A 15,768-nucleotide genomic window follows, 5' to 3' on the forward strand; every position below is an offset into this window, starting at 1 on the left:
GTTCGGGACGATCAAGACCCCTCAGGCGGCCTCGCGAAGTGCGGCGAACCGTCGCCGGCATTTCCCGCGTCATGGCAGGCGCACAAGATCTCCAGAAACCGGCGCGCGAGCCGCGACGGTGCCGGATTGCGCGGCACGAACGCATGCCAGTCGCAATGGTAGTGAAACACCGACGCACCGATACAACACAACGCCCCATCCGCCACAAAACGCTGCGCGTAATGCGCGGGTAAAAATCCGACGTAACCGCCCGACAATATCAGCGCCACCGTCGCCTCCTGGTCAAACGCGCGCGCCGTCGGCTGGAGCCCGAGCCGCCAGAAGGTTTCCATATTGGGTGAGTGATAACCCAGCCCGACCAGCCGGGACGCCCGAATGTCGGCATCATCCGGCGCGTGCCCCCCGGCCACCAGCGGATGCGAAGTGGCGCAATAGAGCTGCATCGGCTCACCGAACAGCCACACTGCGTCGAAGCTGTCGCTCGCGCGATGCATCGGCTGGATGCCGAGTTGAAAGCGCCCGTCGAGCAAACCGGGCTCGATCTCGCCGCTGTGCGCTACATGCAGATTGATGCGCACCGACGGCGCGACCGCATCAAACGCCGCAATGGCCTGGGGCAGACGGCAACCCGGATTCGTCACAAACTTGTCGAACACCGCCAGGTTCAGCTCGCCACGCAAGCCCTCGTGCAACTCACCAATCTCGGTGCGGAACGCGTCGATTTGCGCCAGCAGACGCCGCGCGGCCGCCAGCACCGTCGCGCCCTCCTCGGTCAGCGCAAAGCCGGCCCGACCGCGCTCACACAGGCGCACACCCAGCCGCGACTCCAGCGCCTTGAGATGACGGCTGATCACCGAGCGGCTGATATTGAGCCGCAGCTCGGCCGCCGCCAGGCCACCGGATTCGGCGATGGCGATAAACACCCGCAACAGGCGCAGATCGGCTTCGGCCAGATTGTTCAACAGTGCGCGCGGCTTCATTGTTTCAGTTATCCGAAACTTTACTGACATTGATTGTAGTTTTATGCATCGTTTTGCGCGACTAGGATGCATCAACGCATTGTGGAGATACGTATGAACCCGCTCGACGCTTACTGGATGCCCTTCACCATGAACCGCGCCTTCAAGCAGGCGCCGCGCATGATCACCCGAGCCCGTGGCCACTACTACACCACCGACGACGGCCGCGAACTGCTCGACGGCTTCTCTGGCCTGTGGACCTCGGGGTTGGGCCATTGCCACCCGAAAATCGTCGCCGCAGTGCAGGCCCAGGTCGCCGAGCTGGACTACGGTATGGCCTTCCAGGTCGGCCACCCGAAGGCATTCGAACTGGCCACCCGGCTCGCCGACATGGCGCCCGAAGGCTTCACCCGCTGCTTTTTCACCAACTCGGGCTCCGAAGCGGCAGATACCGCACTCAAAATCGCGCTGGCCTATCACCGCGCCCGTGGCGAGGGCCAGCGCACCCGCCTCATCGGTCGTGAGCGCGGCTACCACGGGGTGAACTTTGGCGGCATGTCAGTGGGTGGCATTCCGGGCAACCGCAAGGTGTTCAGCGCCGCGCTGCTGCCCGGCGTCGACCACATCCGCCACACCCACTCACTGGCCGACATGGCCTTCACCCGCGGCCAGCCGAGCTGGGGCGTGCACCTGGCAGACGACTTGGAACGCCTCTGCGCGCTGCACGACGCCAGCAACATCGCCGCGCTGATCGTCGAACCCGTCGCCGGTTCCACCGGCATTCTGGTGCCCCCCATCGGCTATCTCCAGCGCCTGCGCGAGATCTGCGATCGCCACGGCATTCTGCTGATTTTTGACGAGGTGATCACCGCCTTCGGCCGCGTGGGCGCGCCCTTTGCTGCCGAGCGCTTCGGCGTCACGCCGGACATCATCACCACCGCCAAGGGACTGACCAATGGCGTGGTGCCGATGGGCGCGGTGCTGGTGCGCGAAAACATCTACCAAGCGCTGATGCAAGGCCCGGCACAAACCATCGAGTTCCTGCACGGCTACACCTACTCGGGCCACCCGCTGGCCGCCGCCGCCGCGCTGGCGACGCTGGATGTCTATGCTGAGGAAAACACCTTTGCCACCGCCCGCGCGCTGGAGGCGGTATTCGAAGAAAGCATCCACGCCCTGCGCGACGCGCCGCACGTCATCGACATTCGCAACCTCGGGCTAATGGGTGGCGTCGAACTGGCCCCGCGCGACGGCGCGCCCGGCGCGCGCGGTTATGAGGTCTTCCTCAAATGCTTTGAGGCGGGCGTGGTCGTGCGCAATGGCGGCGACACGCTGCAGTTCTCGCCCTTCCTCAACAGCACGCCCGACGAGTTGTCCCACATTTTCTCAACGGTGCGCCAGGCCCTCGCCACCACCGCCTGATCACAACACACGGAACCCAAGTCATGGACATCCTCGGTCACTACATCAAGGGCGAACGCATCAGCGACAGCAACCGCCCGCAAGCCGTCTTCAACCCCGCGCTTGGCCGCCCTGCCCGTCAGGTCGCCATGGCGAGCAAGGCCACGGTCGAATCGGCCATCGCCGCGGCCGCCGAGGCCTTCCCCGCCTGGCGCAAGACGCCGCCACTCAAGCGCGCCCGCGTGCTGTTCCGCTTCAAGGCGCTGCTCGAACAGCACGCCGACCGCATCGTCGCGGCCATCGTCGAGGAGCATGGCAAGGTGTGGGAAGACGCCCACGGCGAACTGGCGCGCGGCATCGAGGTGGTCGAGTACGCCTGCGGCGCACCCGAACTGCTCAAGGGCGAGCACTCGCGCGATGTCGGGCCGGACATCGATTCCTGGTCCGAATTCCCGCCGCTCGGCGTGGTCGCCGGCATCACGCCCTTCAACTTCCCGGCCATGGTGCCCATGTGGATGTTCCCCATGGCCATCGCCTGCGGCAACACCTTCGTGCTCAAGCCGAGCGAAAAAGACCCGTCGGCATCAATGATCCTGGCCGAATTGCTGACCGAAGCCGGCCTGCCAGCGGGCGTGTTCAACGTGGTCAATGGCGACAAGGAAGCGGTCGACACCCTGCTCACCGACCCGCGAGTGCAGGCCGTCAGTTTTGTCGGCTCAACCCCGATCGCGGAGTACATCTACGCCACCGGCACCGCCCACGGCAAACGCATCCAGGCACTCGGTGGCGCCAAGAACCACGCCATCGTGATGCCCGACGCCGATCTCGACGCCGCCACCAACGCCTTGATGGGCGCGGCCTACGGCTCCTGCGGCGAGCGCTGCATGGCCATCTCGGTAGTGGTCGCGGTCGGCGATGCGGTGGCCGACGCGCTGGTGGCCAAACTCGCGCCGCGGGTGCGCGAGCTGAACATCGGCAACGGCAGCACGCGCGGGCTGGACATGGGCCCGCTGGTCACCGCCGCGCATCGCGACAAGGTGGTCGGCTACATCGACGCCGGCGCGGCCGAGGGCGCCGAGCTGGTGGTGGATGGCCGCAGCCTCACAGTCGCCGGCAGCGAGAACGGCTTCTTCGTCGGCGGCACGCTGTTTGACCGCGTCACCCCCGAGATGACCATCTACCGCGAGGAGATCTTCGGCCCGGTACTCATCGTCGTTCGGGTTGGCTCGCTGGAAGAAGGCATCGCCCTGACCAACGCGCACGAATTCGGAAACGGCACCTGCATCTTCACCCGCGACGGCGCCGCCGCGCGCTACTTCAGCGACGCGGTGCAAGTCGGGATGGTTGGGGTCAATGTACCGCTGCCGGTGCCGGTCGCCTGCCAGAGCTTCGGCGGCTGGAAGCGCTCGCTGTTTGGCGACCTGTGTGCCTACGGCCCGGATGCGATCCGCTTCTACACCCGGCGCAAAACGCTGACCCAGCGCTGGGCGGTCGATACTGTCGGCAAGGCACAGTTCGCCTTTCCCAGCAACGGCTGATGGCTGACAGAACGCGCCGACGGCCGGCCCTCACCTCCCGGCCGCCGGCGCGCCCGTCAGCGCCCGAGAAACGCCGGACGGCGTTTTTCCTTGAACGCACGGATACCCTCGGCGTAGTCGTAGCTGTCATACACCACGCGCCGCAGCCCCTGCACTTTTTCGAATCCGCGGGGGCTGACCGGCTTGGCGCCGGCGAGCACCCGTAACTGCTCCTTCATCACCCGGATACTCAGCGGCGCGTTGTCGGCAATCGTGGCCGCCATCGCCAGGGTGAAAGCCTCCAGCGCATCGACCGCCACCACATGATTGATCATGCCCACCCGCTCGGCACGCACCGCGTCGACCGGCGCCGCGGTGAAGGCCAGCTCCTTGACGATGCGCAGGCTGGCCGCGCTCATGAAGGTCATCATGCCGCTCACGTTGTAGGGCACGCCGAGGCGCGCGGGCGTGACGGCAAAGGTCGATTCCGGCACCGCGATGATGATGTCGCAAGCCAGCACCAGCTCGACCGCGCCACCCCACACCGTGCCTTCGATCATCGCGATCACCGGCGTCGGATGGCTCTCGATGCTGCGCACCAGATTGCGCAGTGGATCATCCCAGCCCAGCGGATCCCGCCGGCCTTCCGGCAGCTCGCCCACATCGTGGCCGGCCGACCACACCTTGACTCCCGGCTGGGCACGGAGAATGACCACCCGCACATCGCGCTCGGCAAACTGGTTCAGCGCATGAATGAGTGATGAGACCAAGGCATGACTGAGCGCGTTGAGCTTCTTTGGATTGTCTAGCGTGATGATGCCGATGGCCATCCTGACGGACTTCAATGCTATCCATGCGGCTTCTCCTGAGTCGTCATGCAACGTAAATTCGATTTGCGTGCCGCAGTATTGGCACGCTGCAACAATCGCGACATTGTGAGCATCCACAGTTAACGCGCCGGGCATCCGTGATAACCGATACCGCTATGTTGGGTCGCCCGCGGCGAACCACTCGGTCAGAAAACTCACCATCGCCTGAACTTTGGCCGACAGATAACGCCGACTCGGATACACCGCGTGAACGGGCAACTCGCGGTACGACCACTCGGGCAACAAGGCTTCCAGCCGACCGCTATCGAGCAAGGGACTCGCCAGAAAGTCGGGCACCTGCACAATGCCGTCGCCACAGGCCGCCATCTCGGCGAGCAGCATGCCGTTGTTGGCACGCACCGCCCCGTTGATGCGCACCGCACAGGTCTCGCCCTGCGCGCCTTCGAACTGCCACAAGTTGCCTGTGGCGGCGTAGCTGTAACCCAGACAGTTGTGATCGGCCAGCGCCTCGGGATGCGCCGGCACGCCATACGCTTTCAGATACGCCGGGGACGCCGCCAACACCAGACGTGCCGTGTCGATCCGCCGAGCCACCAGGTTATCGCTCCCCAACCGCCCGACCCGGATCGCCAGATCCAGGCCTTCATCGACGAAGTCCGCCACGTTGTCCGACAAAGCCACATCCAGCGTCACCTCGGGATAGCGCTGCTGAAATGCCGCAAATGCCGGCGCCAGACGATGAATAGACAGCGCAATCGGCGCCGACAGCCGAAGGCGCCCGGTTGGCCGGTGGGCCTCACCGGCCACCACCGCCTCCGTCTCGTCAAGGTCGGCGAGCAACTGAACGCAACGCTCAAAGTAGGCCTGTCCCGCATCGGTCGCACTCACCTTGCGCGTCGTGCGATTGAGCAGGCGCACATTCAAATGCGTTTCAAGCTGCGCCACATGCCGCGACACCGCCGACGTGGACACCCCCAACTGCGTGGCCGCAGCGGCAAACCCGCCGGCCTCGACCACCGCACAGAACACCCGCATCGCCTCGATTCGATCCACTCGACTATCCCCGTTTCTGCAACAGTTATTTGATGATTGGCCAGTTTATCCAACATCAAGGGATGGATAGACTTCCATTCATCGCATCCCCACCCCAGGAGCTCATCATGCAAACCCAAACCAATACCACCGAACTGGGCATCGCCCTGCTACGCGTCACGCTGGGCGTGATGTTCATCGCCCATGCTTTGCTCAAGATTTTTGTCTTCACCCTCCCCGGCACGGCCGGCTTCTTCGAGTCGGTCGGCCTGCCGGGCGCGCTGGCCTATGTGGTCACCCCGGTCGAACTCCTCGGCGGTATCGCACTGGTTGCTGGCCTGAAGACCCGGTGGGTGAGCCTCGCCCTGTTGCCGGTTCTGATTGGCGCTGCCAGTGTCCACGCTGGCAACGGCTGGGTGTTCAGCGCGCCGAACGGTGGATGGGAATACCCTGTCTACTTGGCCATTGCCGCGCTGTCCCAAGCCCTGCTCGGCGGCGGCGCCTTTGCATTCGACAACCTGCGCCAGATCCAGCTGCCCCGCCTCGGTCAGGCCGCATAAGACGCAACACCCCCCAACCCACGGAGACCCCCATGAAACTCTATTTCGCCCCTGGCACCTGCTCCCACTCCCCGCACATCGCCCTGCGCGAGGCGGGTCTGCCCTTCGAGCTGGTGCGTGTCGACCTCAAGACCAAGAAAACCGCCGACGGCCGCGACTACCTGGCCATCAGCCCCAACGGCTATGTGCCGGCACTCGAACTGGACGACGGCACCATCCTCACCGAAGGCCCGGCCATCGTGCAGTACATCGCCGACCAGGCGCCGCAGAGCGGTCTCGCCCCAGCCAACGGCACCATCGCACGCTACCAACTGCAATCGGTGCTCGGCCTGATCAACTCCGAGATCCACAAAGGCTTCTCGCCACTGTTCAAGCCCGACACCGTCGAGGCGGCCAAGGCCGTTGCAAAAACCCATCTCGCCAATCGCATCGGCAGCATCGCCAAGCGACTCGAAGGCCAGGACTATCTCACCGGCAATCAATTCACCGTCGCCGACGGCTACCTCTACACCGTGCTCGGTTGGGGGCAGTTCGTCGATGTGGATGTCCATCGCTGGCCGGCGATCACCGCATTCCTGGAACGCGTTGCCGCCCGTCCGAGTGTTCAGGCCGCGCGCGAAGCCGAAGGCCTCAACGCCTGAGCCCCCCTGCCCGCCCCACCCGGGGCGGGTTTAACGGAGACCGCAACATGCCTTATCTGCACCTGCGCCTCGCCGCAGCGGCATCGGACACGCTCGCCGAAAAGGCCAGTGCCGTGCTGCTCGAACACACCACCACGCTGCTTGGCAAAAAGCCCGATGTCACCGCCATCCGCGTCGAATTTGTCGATCCAAAGTACTGGCGAATCGGCGGCACCCCGCTGGTAAAAAGCGGTCGCGGCGCCTTTCATCTCGACATCAAGATCACCGACGGCACCAACACCAAGGCGCAGAAGGCGAGCTATGTGCAGCGCGTCTTCGACGATCTCTCGGCGCTGCTCCCCGCTTGCGACCCGACCAGCTATATCGTGATCGACGATGTACGTGCCGACGCCTGGGGCTTCGGCGGACGCACACAGGAAGCCCGTTTCATCCAGAGCCAGACGCTGTAACGCACACTCGCGCCCCCAAAGGCCACCCCGCGTCGGGTGGCCATTTTTTGTCGCGCGCCGAGCGCTGAGCAGCACTTCGCGCCCACCGCAGCGAAACCCAAAAACAGGCATCATTCAGGCATCACCCCGAACACAGAGAGTCCGTCCATGCTCGAAAAACGCCAGTTCTACATCAACGGCCAGTGGGTCGCTCCCAAGCACGCCAAGGATCTCGAGGTCATCAACCCGAGCACCGAGCAGGCCTGCGCCGTCATCTCGCTCGGCGACCAGGCCGACACCGATGCCGCCGTCGCCGCCGCCCGCGCCGCCTTCCCGGCCTGGCGTGACAAAACGCTGGACGAGCGACTGAGCTACATCGACGCGCTGCTGCGCATCTACACCGAACGCGCCGACGACATGGCCGCCACCATCTCGCTCGAAATGGGCGCACCCATCGACCTTGCCAAAATGGCGCAGAGCGCCGCCGGCGCCGGCCACATCAAGACATTTCTGCGCGCCGCGCGCGGCTTCGCCTTCGAGCGCCCGCTCGGCGAGCACGCGCCGACCACCCGCATCCGCTACGAGCCGATCGGCGTCTGCGGCCTGATCACGCCATGGAACTGGCCGATGAACCAGGTCACGCTCAAGGTCATCCCGGCGCTCGCCACCGGCTGCACCGTGGTGCTCAAGCCTTCGGAAATTGCGCCGCTGTCCTCGATGCTGTTTGCCGAAATGATCGACGCCGCCGGTTTCCCGGCCGGCGTGTTCAACCTGGTCAACGGCGACGGCCCCGGCGTCGGCACGCAGCTGTCCGGCCACCCGGACGTGGACATGATCTCCTTCACCGGCTCCACCCGCGCCGGCATCGCCATCTCCAAGAACGCCGCCGACACCGTCAAGCGCGTCAGCCTCGAGCTCGGCGGCAAAGGCGCCAACCTGATCTTCGCCGATGCCGACGAAAAAGCCGTGGTACGCGGCGTGCGCCGCTGCTTTGGCAACTCGGGGCAGTCCTGCAACGCGCCGACGCGCATGCTGGTCGAGCGGTCCATTTACGATCAAGCCGTCGCCACCGCCGCGCAGGTCGCCCAGGCCACGGCCGTCGACCTCGCCGAACGCGAAGGCCCGCACATCGGCCCCGTCGTCTCCGCCGCCCAGTTCGACAAGATCCAGCGCCTTATCCAGACCGGCATCGACGAAGGCGCCCGCCTCGTCGCCGGTGGCCCCGGCAAACCCGAAGGCCGCGACACCGGCTACTTCGTGCGCCCAACCGTGTTCGCCGACGTCACCAACACCATGACCATCGCCCGCGAGGAAATCTTTGGCCCGGTGCTCAGCCTCATCCCCTTCGATACCGAAGAAGACGCCATCGCCATCGCCAACGACAGCCCCTACGGCCTCACCCACTATCTGCAAACGCAAGACCCGGCCCGCGTAAAACGCGTCGCCAGCGCCCTGCGCGCCGGCATGGTCGAGGTCAACGGCAAGCCGCTCGGCGCAGGCGCGCCGTTTGGCGGCTACAAGCAGTCAGGCAACGGGCGCGAAGGCGGCGTGTGGGGCCTGGAGGATTTTCTGGAGGTGAAGGCGGTCAGCGACTGGCAATAAGCTGCTGACGATCGGGGCAGGCCGACATCACGATGCCCCGACCTTAACAGCTTCGGACCGGCTTCCGCGCGCTGCCGCAGCGAGTGTCGGCTGCCATGGAAGAGGAGACAGGGCTCCATGGCCTGCACGGTAGATCTCAACATCTACGGCACGAGAGCGCGCGCCGAATGTCTTGGAAGGTGAGATTTTCGCCCAGACTGAAATGCTATGTTCCCCTGCGGCACCTATCGGCCAGAAGCAGACGGTCGGCCTCGCGTCCGGTTACCGGACGCTCTGGCCGTCGGGAAGGTGAGGAGTCGACTAGCTTGAGAGGGCGTCGAAGGGGCTGACGACCTGTCGTGTGGCCTCAAGCACGTGTGTGTAGATCATCGTCGTCTGAAGGCTGCGATGGCCCAGTAGGAGTTGAATCGTTCGTATGTCGGTGCCAGCGGACAGCAGGTGGGTTGCAAAGCTGTGTCGCAGACAATGCAAGCTCGCGTGCTTGTGAATCTGCGCTCGACGGACGGCCTGTTTGAAGGCGCGCTGCACCGTTGACTCCGAGGTGTGCCATCGCACCATCCGGCCGCTGTTGCCCCACGGTCGAAGCTTTGCCGACGGGAAGACGTATTGCCACGTGAGCGATTGCGAGGCTGAAGGGTACTTGCGGTCAAGCGCATTGGGCATCGGTGCCAGGCCTCCACCTCGCGCAAGATCGTCGCGGTGAAGAGCCGCAACACGAAGCAAGTGCTGCTGAAGGACTGGCGCAAGACCTTCCGGAAGAACGGTCGTGCGATCTTTCGAGCCCTTGCTATTTCGCACGGATACCGTGCGAGATGTGAAATCGACGTCCTTGACCCGAAGACTCACACATTCGTGTACGCGCAGCCCGGCACCGTACATCAACTGAGCCATTACGCGTGTAGTGCCTTCCATGTGGGCAAACACCTGCTGGACTTCGCTTACGGTCAATACGACCGGTACGCGATGTCTGCGCTGAACTCGCTTCAGTCCCTGCATCTGGCCCAGAGATTGGCCGAGCACGGACTCATAGAGAAAGACGACCGCGTTGAGCGCCTGGGACTGTGTGGAAGCCGAGACATGACGCTGGACAGCCAAGTGGTTCAGGAACTGTTCGACCTGCGCGGAACCCATCTGCGCAGGGTGGCGCCGATTATGAAAGAGAATGTACTGGCGTACCCAATAACGGTATGCTTTTGCCGTACGCGGGCTGAAGTGCCGCCGTCGGCAAACGGTGACGAGTTGATCAAGAAGGCGCGGGGGCTGTTGTCCGTTCTGCTCACCCCATGAGGGTCACTCCTTTTGACTGAGGGGAAAAAGCACACAGTCTAGCCCGCCGTGGCCAGAGCGAGCATGCCCCGATAACAAGGTTGTTTAACTGACAGCGCAACGCTTAACTTTATGATAAATAGCGTTTTTTCCACACAGGCAATCTACCCAAAATATCAATTGATATACGGACCCCTGTGTCCGTGTAAACACTGTTAGCCCTCAGAAGAAGTCCCAGCCATGTCCAAAGTCGCATCACCTCTTCAAATCGCAGCTTCGCTTACAGAGTTCTGGTCTCCTCGCGTTGTCGCCGAGCTCGACGAATCGTATGTCAAGGTAGCCAAGGTCCAAGGCTCACTTGCTTGGCACAGTCACGAAAACGAAGATGAGCTATTCCTCATACTCAAGGGTCATCTTCGGATCGAAATGGAAGCCGGCAACGTCGAGCTTGATGAAGGCGAAATGTTTGTCGTTCCCAAAGGCGTTCGCCACAATCCAGTAGCTGAGCAAGAGTGCTTGATCATGCTCGTAGAGCGCAAGGCAACGCTCCATACGGGTGATGTGGTCACGGAGAAGACTCGCTCCTTGGTCGAGCAGCTCCGCCCAGTATGAGCGCGCAGCACCGCCCGAAGGCTAACCCCTCCGTCAAGGAGACGTCCCGCAAGCGGGCCGCCCCTTACGTCGAACGTTGGGCGTCTTTCTCGCATCAATCCTATGAAGACCATCTACACCTTGAAGAACGAACTGGCTGCTGATCCCGGCCAAGTTGCCGCAGCACAAGCTCTTACCCTCGATGCTTCACGCCCTTTCGGCTTGAATGGCACTTTTGGGCTCTTCGGCTCAGACGAATGGTGGAAGAGCATCGAGAACGGACTGCTCGGCCAAACGGTGCTTTCCGGTGTGATCACGTCCTTGCGACGAGTGGGAATGCATAACGAATCGCAGGAATTCGTCATGCGCCTAGATAGCGGTGGCACCTACGCGTATGACACAGTGGCTGACACCAAGCACGACGTAAAGATGTATGTCGTCGGAAAGAAGGCCCGCGTCGTGCTAGTCCGCGATCCTTGGAAAAGACCGTCTGCCGCCCGGGGCACACATTCCGAGATCGTCATTGAAATTGCGGTTGAAGAATGAAGGTGGAGACGCCCAACCCCTCCGTCAACCGGACCGCCTGCAAGCTGCGCTTGCAGGTTCGCTCCGGCCTTCGGCCTCCGCCGGCCGGTTACGTCGAACGTTGAGCGTCAGCTTTTTCAATTCTCCAATGTCAGCAACGGGTCGTTTGCTGCCGTGAAGAGAGTCGCCAAGCAGTGTGAAGGGCTCCCGAGGGAGCCCTTCAGCGTTTCTTCTCATCATCGGTGACAAAAGCATCTCACCTATTTGGCACAGATCTCACCTTTTGTGGCTCCCGACAGCGAGAGCCACGCAACTCCCCGCCAGAATAGCCGTCGGGTCGATCAAAGGGGCGCGCGGCTCGACGGCATCGCCCAGCTCGATCAGCGGCAGTTCGGTGCAACCGAGCACGATGACTTCGGCGCCGTGTGCTTGCACATGCGCGATTGCCGCGGTGAGATGCGTGGTGCACTCGCCAGAGGTGAAGCCGGCCTTGACGCCGCTGGCACCGTAGATGGATTCCATCACCCGCGCCTGCATGGCTTCGTCCGGCACTACCTGCTGGAGCCCGGCGGCTTCGATCACGCTTTTGTAAACGCCGCTGGTTACCGTGCCCGAGGTGGCGAGGAGGCCGACCCGGGTGACGCCGGGCATGGTCTCGCGGATGTGGCGGACGACTTCGGTGAGCATGTTGACGATGGGGATGTCGAGATACGGCTGGATCCGGTCGACATAGGCGTGCGCGGTGTTGCAGGGGATGGCGATGGCGTCGGCGCCGTCGGCCTTGAGCCGCATGCAGGTGGCGAGCAGCGGAATGGTGGGGTCGTCGCCGCCGGCGATCAGGTTGGCGGTGCGGTCGGGGATCTGCGGGTTCTGTTCGACGACCATCTTGATGTGGTCCTGGTCGCGGGCGGCGGCGGTGAGTTTGACGACCTTGCGCATGAAATCGACCGTCGCAGCCGGGCCAACGCCACCCACCACACCGAGCTTGAACTCCCGGCTCGGCGTGGCGGCATCGATGCCCAGCGCGTACTCGGCATACAGCAGATTGGAGTCGAGCAAGGGCACCGGCACCAGCGGGCGCAGCGAGTCGATAAGCACCGGGATTTCGGTCATGCCGGGGACGATGACTTCGGCCCCCGCATCGATCAGTCGCAAGCAGGCTTCGAGCAGCAGGTGCTGACACTCGCCGCCGTGGTGACCGGCCCGCACGCCGTTTGGCCCGTAGATGGCCTGCATGACCGTATTGACCTGCGTCTCTTCATCCGGATAAATGATCTGCGCAAAGGGGCCGATCTCACGCTCGAACATGCCGGCGCGTTTGAGGAAGGTGGAGGTCAGCACACCGATCTTGCGCACGCCACTCAGTTCGGTGGTGACATGCCGGCGCAAGGCGTCGAACACGCTGACCACCTGGAGATTGACCTCGGGCGTGATCTCGCGCAGAAAGGTGTGCGACAGAAAACACGGCACCAGGGCAGTGTCGATACCGCGCGCTTCCATGTCCTTGAGCGCGTTGTAGACATAGAACTTGCGTCGCGTCGGATCGTAATTGCCGTCGGCCACGATCGCGCCTTCGCCGAAATGGCGCTGCTCAAAGGCGATGTCAGTACCCGACAGGCTGGACATGCGTTGCGCGGTCCGGATCATCTTGAGCAAGACGTCGGCGCCACCGAGCGCGCCCAGGCCACCGACAATGCCGAAGCGTCGTTTCTTGGGATCGAGAGATGCGTGATTCGCCACTGGCTTCATTCCATTCATGATGATCAAGGGCCGGTTGGGCATGTTCGATCAAAAATCAAACAAACACCAACCGGCCCTGACGAAACAACCGAACTTTCCGTTTTTTTTCTTACGAGGCTGCGCGCGCGGTCTCCGGTGCCGGTGCCACACCCGTCGGGCTCAGATCATCCGCCCGCAGTACATGGGCGGTGTCGTACACAGCCTGATCGAGCTGGCCTTCGCTGCGCGCCACGGTGACGCTCACCGCGGTATCGCCGGCGACGTTCAATGCCGTGCGTGCCATATCGAGAATGCGGTCGATACCGGCAATGATCGCGATGCCTTCGAGCGGCAGGCCGACCGATGCGAGCACCAACGACAGCATGATCAGGCCAGCACCCGGCACGCCGGCGGTGCCGATGGAGGCCAGCGTAGCGGTCAGCACGATGGTCAGGTACTGACCCGAGTTCAGATCCACGCCGTAAGCCTGAGCGATAAAGACCGCGCACACGCCTTGGTACAGCGCCGTGCCGTCCATGTTGATGGTCGCGCCCAGCGGCAGGACAAAGCTCGACACGCTGCGCGGCACGCCAAGATTGCGCTCTGCCGCCATCATGGTCACTGGCAAGGTGCCCGAGCTGGAGGTGCTGGTGAAAGCCACCATCACCGGCTCGATGCAGCCCTGGAAGTAGCGCACCGGATTCAGGCGCGCCAGCACACGAATCATGCCGCCATACACCACCACCGCATGGACCAGGCAGCCGAGATAGACCATGGCAATCACTTTGGCCAAGGGGGCGAGCACGTCCATGCCGTAAGTGCCGGCCACCCAGATCATCAGGGCGAACACGCCATAGGGCGCGAAGGAAATGACCACCGAGGTCAGCTTGTAGATGACCTCTGCGGCGGATTCGAAAAATACGCGCACCGGTTTGGCTGCGTCGCCCGCCAGGGTAATCGACAGGCCGAACAGGATCGCAAACACGATGATTTGCAGCACATTGCCGGTGGCAAAGGCTTCGATCGGGTTGGTCGGCACGATACCGATGAGAATGTTGACCAGGCTCGGCGCCTCCTTGGCTGCCACTGCCTTGGCGGAGCCCAGATCGACACCCACGCCCGGCTCAAATACCAGTGCCAGTGCGAGTCCAATCGAGATCGCAACCGCGGTCGTGCCGAGATAGAGCACGACGGTCTTGAGGCTGAGCCGGCCCATGGTGGAGAGGTTCTGCAGCGAGGCCACCCCGGTCACCAGGGACACGAAGATCAGCGGCACGATCAGCATCTTGATGCCACGGATAAACAGATCGCCCAGCGGTTTGACGCTCTTGGCCATATCCGCATTGCCCGTCTGGTTCAACAGCACACCAATCACCAGGCCGGCGACGAGCGCGATGAAGATCTGCTTCCACAACTGCATGCCGGTCCAGAACGCGAACGGGCCGCGTGCTGCTGGCGTGTTTGGTTTTGTCATCCTTGTCTCCTGATCTGCTCACCCAAGCGTGGCGAACACTATCTGTTGTCGAACGGCGCGACGACTTGCGGCGCCTTCTTCTTGTGGGGCAAGTCGCACCATGGTGGCGATCTGCCGGTAGGAGTGGTTATACGGAGCCTCGCCGCCCTTGCCCAATTCTTCTTTTCGATGCGCCATGCTGAATTTGCATGGGTGCGTCCACCCGCGGATTCACACGGTGTAATCTGCGCCCTATCGTACTGCGCACACCCCTGGGAGATCCGAATGGAAATGAACTGGCTGGAGGACTTCCTCACCTTGTCGGTGACGCGCAACTTCTCGCGCGCGGCGGAGCTGCGCAACGTCACGCAGCCCGCCTTCAGCCGCCGCATCCGCAACCTGGAATACTGGGTCGGCGCCGTGCTGATCGACCGCAGTCTCTTCCCCGTGGGGCTCACCCAGGCAGGTGAGGCCTTCCGAAAAACCGCGCAAGAGGTGCTTGACGCACTGCGTGTCGGGCGTGAAGAAGCCCAGGGACTGGTGCCCCGCGCCGGTGAAGTCGTCTCGATTGCCGCCTCGCATACGATCGCCGTCAGTTTCTTTGGGGACTGGCACGCCGGACTGCAATCGCAGATCGGCGCGGTCCGGGCGCGGGTGATCGCCGACCACGTCGCCGGCTGCGTCGAAGCCCTGATCTCCGGCTCCTGCGAATTGATGCTCTCGTACAGCAGCCCCGCCTTTCCCAGCCTCACCGAAATCGCCCGCTACCCGTCGGCCGTCCTGGCGTCGGAGCGCCTGATTCCGGTCAGCGCACCGGACGAAAAGGGGCGCGCCCGGCACGATCTGCGCACCGGCGCGACACTGCCCTACCTCTGTTACTCGAGTAACAGCTACCTCGGCCGGGTGACCGCGGCGGTGATTGAGCGCGAAGATCTGAGCAAGCAACTCGAGTTCAGCTACGAGTGCTCAATGTCCGACGTACTCAAGCGCGGCGCGCTGGCGGGCGCCGGCATTGCGTGGATTCCCGAACTCGCGGTGCGCGACGAACTGGCCGCCGGGCTGCTCGTCCAGGCCGGTGCCGACGCACACACCGCGCCCCTCACGATTACCCTGTTCCGGCAATCCGAACCGGCACGCAACGAAGTCGAACGCATCTGGGCGGCCTGCAAGCCGGATGATTCCGCACCCCATGCATCGCCGGCATAGCGAATTCGCAAACAGCATCAACTCCCTGTCGCGAAGTG

At 63.4% G+C, this 15,768-nt stretch carries 15 protein-coding genes and 1 pseudogene; 9 read left to right on the plus strand and 7 right to left on the minus strand.

Annotation, left to right across the window (positions count from 1 at the left end; genetic code table 11):
- Positions 1-11: 11 nt before the first annotated feature.
- Entirely contained in the window at positions 12-980 is a 969-nt protein-coding gene (locus FHP91_RS06650) for a LysR family transcriptional regulator (protein WP_144308840.1), read from the minus strand.
- Positions 981-1,073: 93 nt separating this feature from the next.
- On the opposite strand from FHP91_RS06650, the gene FHP91_RS06655 reads away from it, so the two are divergent.
- Positions 1,074-2,381 carry an aspartate aminotransferase family protein gene (locus tag FHP91_RS06655; protein WP_144308841.1) on the plus strand — a complete coding sequence of 436 codons (1,308 nt, stop codon included), beginning with the start codon at positions 1,074-1,076 and terminating at the stop codon, positions 2,379-2,381.
- A 23-nt stretch (positions 2,382-2,404) separates the two neighbouring features.
- Positions 2,405-3,898 (plus strand): CoA-acylating methylmalonate-semialdehyde dehydrogenase, encoded by a 1,494-nt coding sequence (locus tag FHP91_RS06660; RefSeq protein ID WP_144308842.1) that lies wholly within the window; start codon positions 2,405-2,407, stop codon positions 3,896-3,898.
- 56 nt (positions 3,899-3,954) lie between these two features.
- Here the strand turns inward: FHP91_RS06660 and scpB are convergent, their stop codons facing one another.
- Complete coding sequence (gene scpB, locus FHP91_RS06665) at positions 3,955-4,707, minus strand: methylmalonyl-CoA decarboxylase (protein WP_186301468.1); 753 nt, start codon at positions 4,705-4,707, stop codon at positions 3,955-3,957.
- A 153-nt stretch (positions 4,708-4,860) separates the two neighbouring features.
- The gene (locus tag FHP91_RS06670; protein WP_144308843.1) at positions 4,861-5,760 is read right to left on the minus strand and encodes a LysR family transcriptional regulator; all 900 of its coding nucleotides are present in this window, start codon (positions 5,758-5,760) and stop codon (positions 4,861-4,863) included.
- A 107-nt stretch (positions 5,761-5,867) separates the two neighbouring features.
- Here FHP91_RS06670 and FHP91_RS06675 point away from each other — a divergent pair, with 107 nt between their 5' ends.
- The 4 genes from FHP91_RS06675 (at position 5,868) to FHP91_RS06690 (ending at position 8,970) form a co-directional block, all read left to right on the plus strand.
- Positions 5,868-6,299: a DoxX family protein gene (locus tag FHP91_RS06675; protein WP_144308844.1), complete on the plus strand. Its 432-nt coding sequence runs from the start codon at positions 5,868-5,870 to the stop codon at positions 6,297-6,299.
- 32 nt (positions 6,300-6,331) lie between these two features.
- Positions 6,332-6,940, plus strand: a complete 609-nt coding sequence (gene gstA / locus FHP91_RS06680) for a glutathione transferase GstA (RefSeq protein ID WP_144308845.1) — start codon at positions 6,332-6,334, stop codon at positions 6,938-6,940.
- 47 nt (positions 6,941-6,987) lie between these two features.
- Entirely contained in the window at positions 6,988-7,389 is a 402-nt protein-coding gene (locus FHP91_RS06685; protein ID WP_144308846.1) for a tautomerase family protein, read from the plus strand.
- A 147-nt stretch (positions 7,390-7,536) separates the two neighbouring features.
- On the plus strand, positions 7,537-8,970 hold the full coding sequence (locus tag FHP91_RS06690) for an aldehyde dehydrogenase family protein (RefSeq protein ID WP_144308847.1): 1,434 nt from the start codon (positions 7,537-7,539) through the stop codon (positions 8,968-8,970).
- Between the two features lie 300 nt (positions 8,971-9,270).
- On the opposite strand, the pseudogene FHP91_RS21435 reads toward FHP91_RS06690, so the two are convergent.
- Positions 9,271-10,161, minus strand: a pseudogene (locus FHP91_RS21435) (integron integrase); the annotation flags it as partial.
- 315 nt (positions 10,162-10,476) lie between these two features.
- Between FHP91_RS21435 and FHP91_RS06700 the strand changes: the two are divergent.
- Complete coding sequence (locus FHP91_RS06700; RefSeq protein ID WP_144308848.1) at positions 10,477-10,848, plus strand: cupin domain-containing protein; 372 nt, start codon at positions 10,477-10,479, stop codon at positions 10,846-10,848.
- 102 nt (positions 10,849-10,950) lie between these two features.
- A complete protein-coding gene (locus FHP91_RS06705) occupies positions 10,951-11,373 on the plus strand; it encodes a hypothetical protein (RefSeq protein ID WP_144308849.1) in 423 nt (140 codons plus the stop codon).
- A 255-nt stretch (positions 11,374-11,628) separates the two neighbouring features.
- Here the strand turns inward: FHP91_RS06705 and FHP91_RS06710 are convergent, their stop codons facing one another.
- The 3 genes from FHP91_RS06710 to FHP91_RS21105 all read right to left on the minus strand — a co-directional run bounded on the left by FHP91_RS06710 (position 11,629) and on the right by FHP91_RS21105 (position 14,722).
- Positions 11,629-13,092 carry an amino acid racemase gene (locus FHP91_RS06710; protein WP_246116240.1) on the minus strand — a complete coding sequence of 488 codons (1,464 nt, stop codon included), beginning with the start codon at positions 13,090-13,092 and terminating at the stop codon, positions 11,629-11,631.
- A gap of 109 nt (positions 13,093-13,201) precedes the next feature.
- On the minus strand, positions 13,202-14,545 hold the full coding sequence (locus FHP91_RS06715) for a dicarboxylate/amino acid:cation symporter (RefSeq protein ID WP_222105128.1): 1,344 nt from the start codon (positions 14,543-14,545) through the stop codon (positions 13,202-13,204).
- Positions 14,546-14,563: 18 nt separating this feature from the next.
- Entirely contained in the window at positions 14,564-14,722 is a 159-nt protein-coding gene (locus FHP91_RS21105) for a hypothetical protein (protein WP_186301469.1), read from the minus strand.
- An 87-nt stretch (positions 14,723-14,809) separates the two neighbouring features.
- Here FHP91_RS21105 and FHP91_RS06720 point away from each other — a divergent pair, with 87 nt between their 5' ends.
- Positions 14,810-15,730 (plus strand): LysR substrate-binding domain-containing protein, encoded by a 921-nt coding sequence (locus FHP91_RS06720; RefSeq protein ID WP_186301470.1) that lies wholly within the window; start codon positions 14,810-14,812, stop codon positions 15,728-15,730.
- Positions 15,731-15,768 lie beyond the last annotated feature (38 nt).

Source organism: Denitromonas halophila (assembly GCF_007625155.1).
GTDB lineage: Bacteria > Pseudomonadota > Gammaproteobacteria > Burkholderiales > Rhodocyclaceae > Nitrogeniibacter > Nitrogeniibacter halophilus.

Bases quoted from the DNA above. Each gene is read 5' to 3' on its own strand.
- FHP91_RS21105 (WP_186301469.1), bottom strand. From the start codon at position 14,722: ATGGCGCATCGAAAAGAAGAATTGGGCAAGGGCGGCGAGGCTCCGTAT.
- FHP91_RS06660 (WP_144308842.1), top strand. From the start codon at position 2,405: ATGGACATCCTCGGTCACTACATCAAGGGCGAACGCATCAGCGACAGC.
- FHP91_RS06685 (WP_144308846.1), top strand. From the start codon at position 6,988: ATGCCTTATCTGCACCTGCGCCTCGCCGCAGCGGCATCGGACACGCTC.
- FHP91_RS06720 (WP_186301470.1), top strand. From the start codon at position 14,810: ATGGAAATGAACTGGCTGGAGGACTTCCTCACCTTGTCGGTGACGCGC.
- FHP91_RS06675 (WP_144308844.1), top strand. From the start codon at position 5,868: ATGCAAACCCAAACCAATACCACCGAACTGGGCATCGCCCTGCTACGC.
- FHP91_RS06700 (WP_144308848.1), top strand. From the start codon at position 10,477: ATGTCCAAAGTCGCATCACCTCTTCAAATCGCAGCTTCGCTTACAGAG.
- FHP91_RS06705 (WP_144308849.1), top strand. From the start codon at position 10,951: ATGAAGACCATCTACACCTTGAAGAACGAACTGGCTGCTGATCCCGGC.
- FHP91_RS06715 (WP_222105128.1), bottom strand. From the start codon at position 14,545: ATGACAAAACCAAACACGCCAGCAGCACGCGGCCCGTTCGCGTTCTGG.
- FHP91_RS06655 (WP_144308841.1), top strand. From the start codon at position 1,074: ATGAACCCGCTCGACGCTTACTGGATGCCCTTCACCATGAACCGCGCC.
- gstA (WP_144308845.1), top strand. From the start codon at position 6,332: ATGAAACTCTATTTCGCCCCTGGCACCTGCTCCCACTCCCCGCACATC.
- scpB (WP_186301468.1), bottom strand. From the start codon at position 4,707: ATGGCCATCGGCATCATCACGCTAGACAATCCAAAGAAGCTCAACGCG.
- FHP91_RS06690 (WP_144308847.1), top strand. From the start codon at position 7,537: ATGCTCGAAAAACGCCAGTTCTACATCAACGGCCAGTGGGTCGCTCCC.
- FHP91_RS06650 (WP_144308840.1), bottom strand. From the start codon at position 980: ATGAAGCCGCGCGCACTGTTGAACAATCTGGCCGAAGCCGATCTGCGC.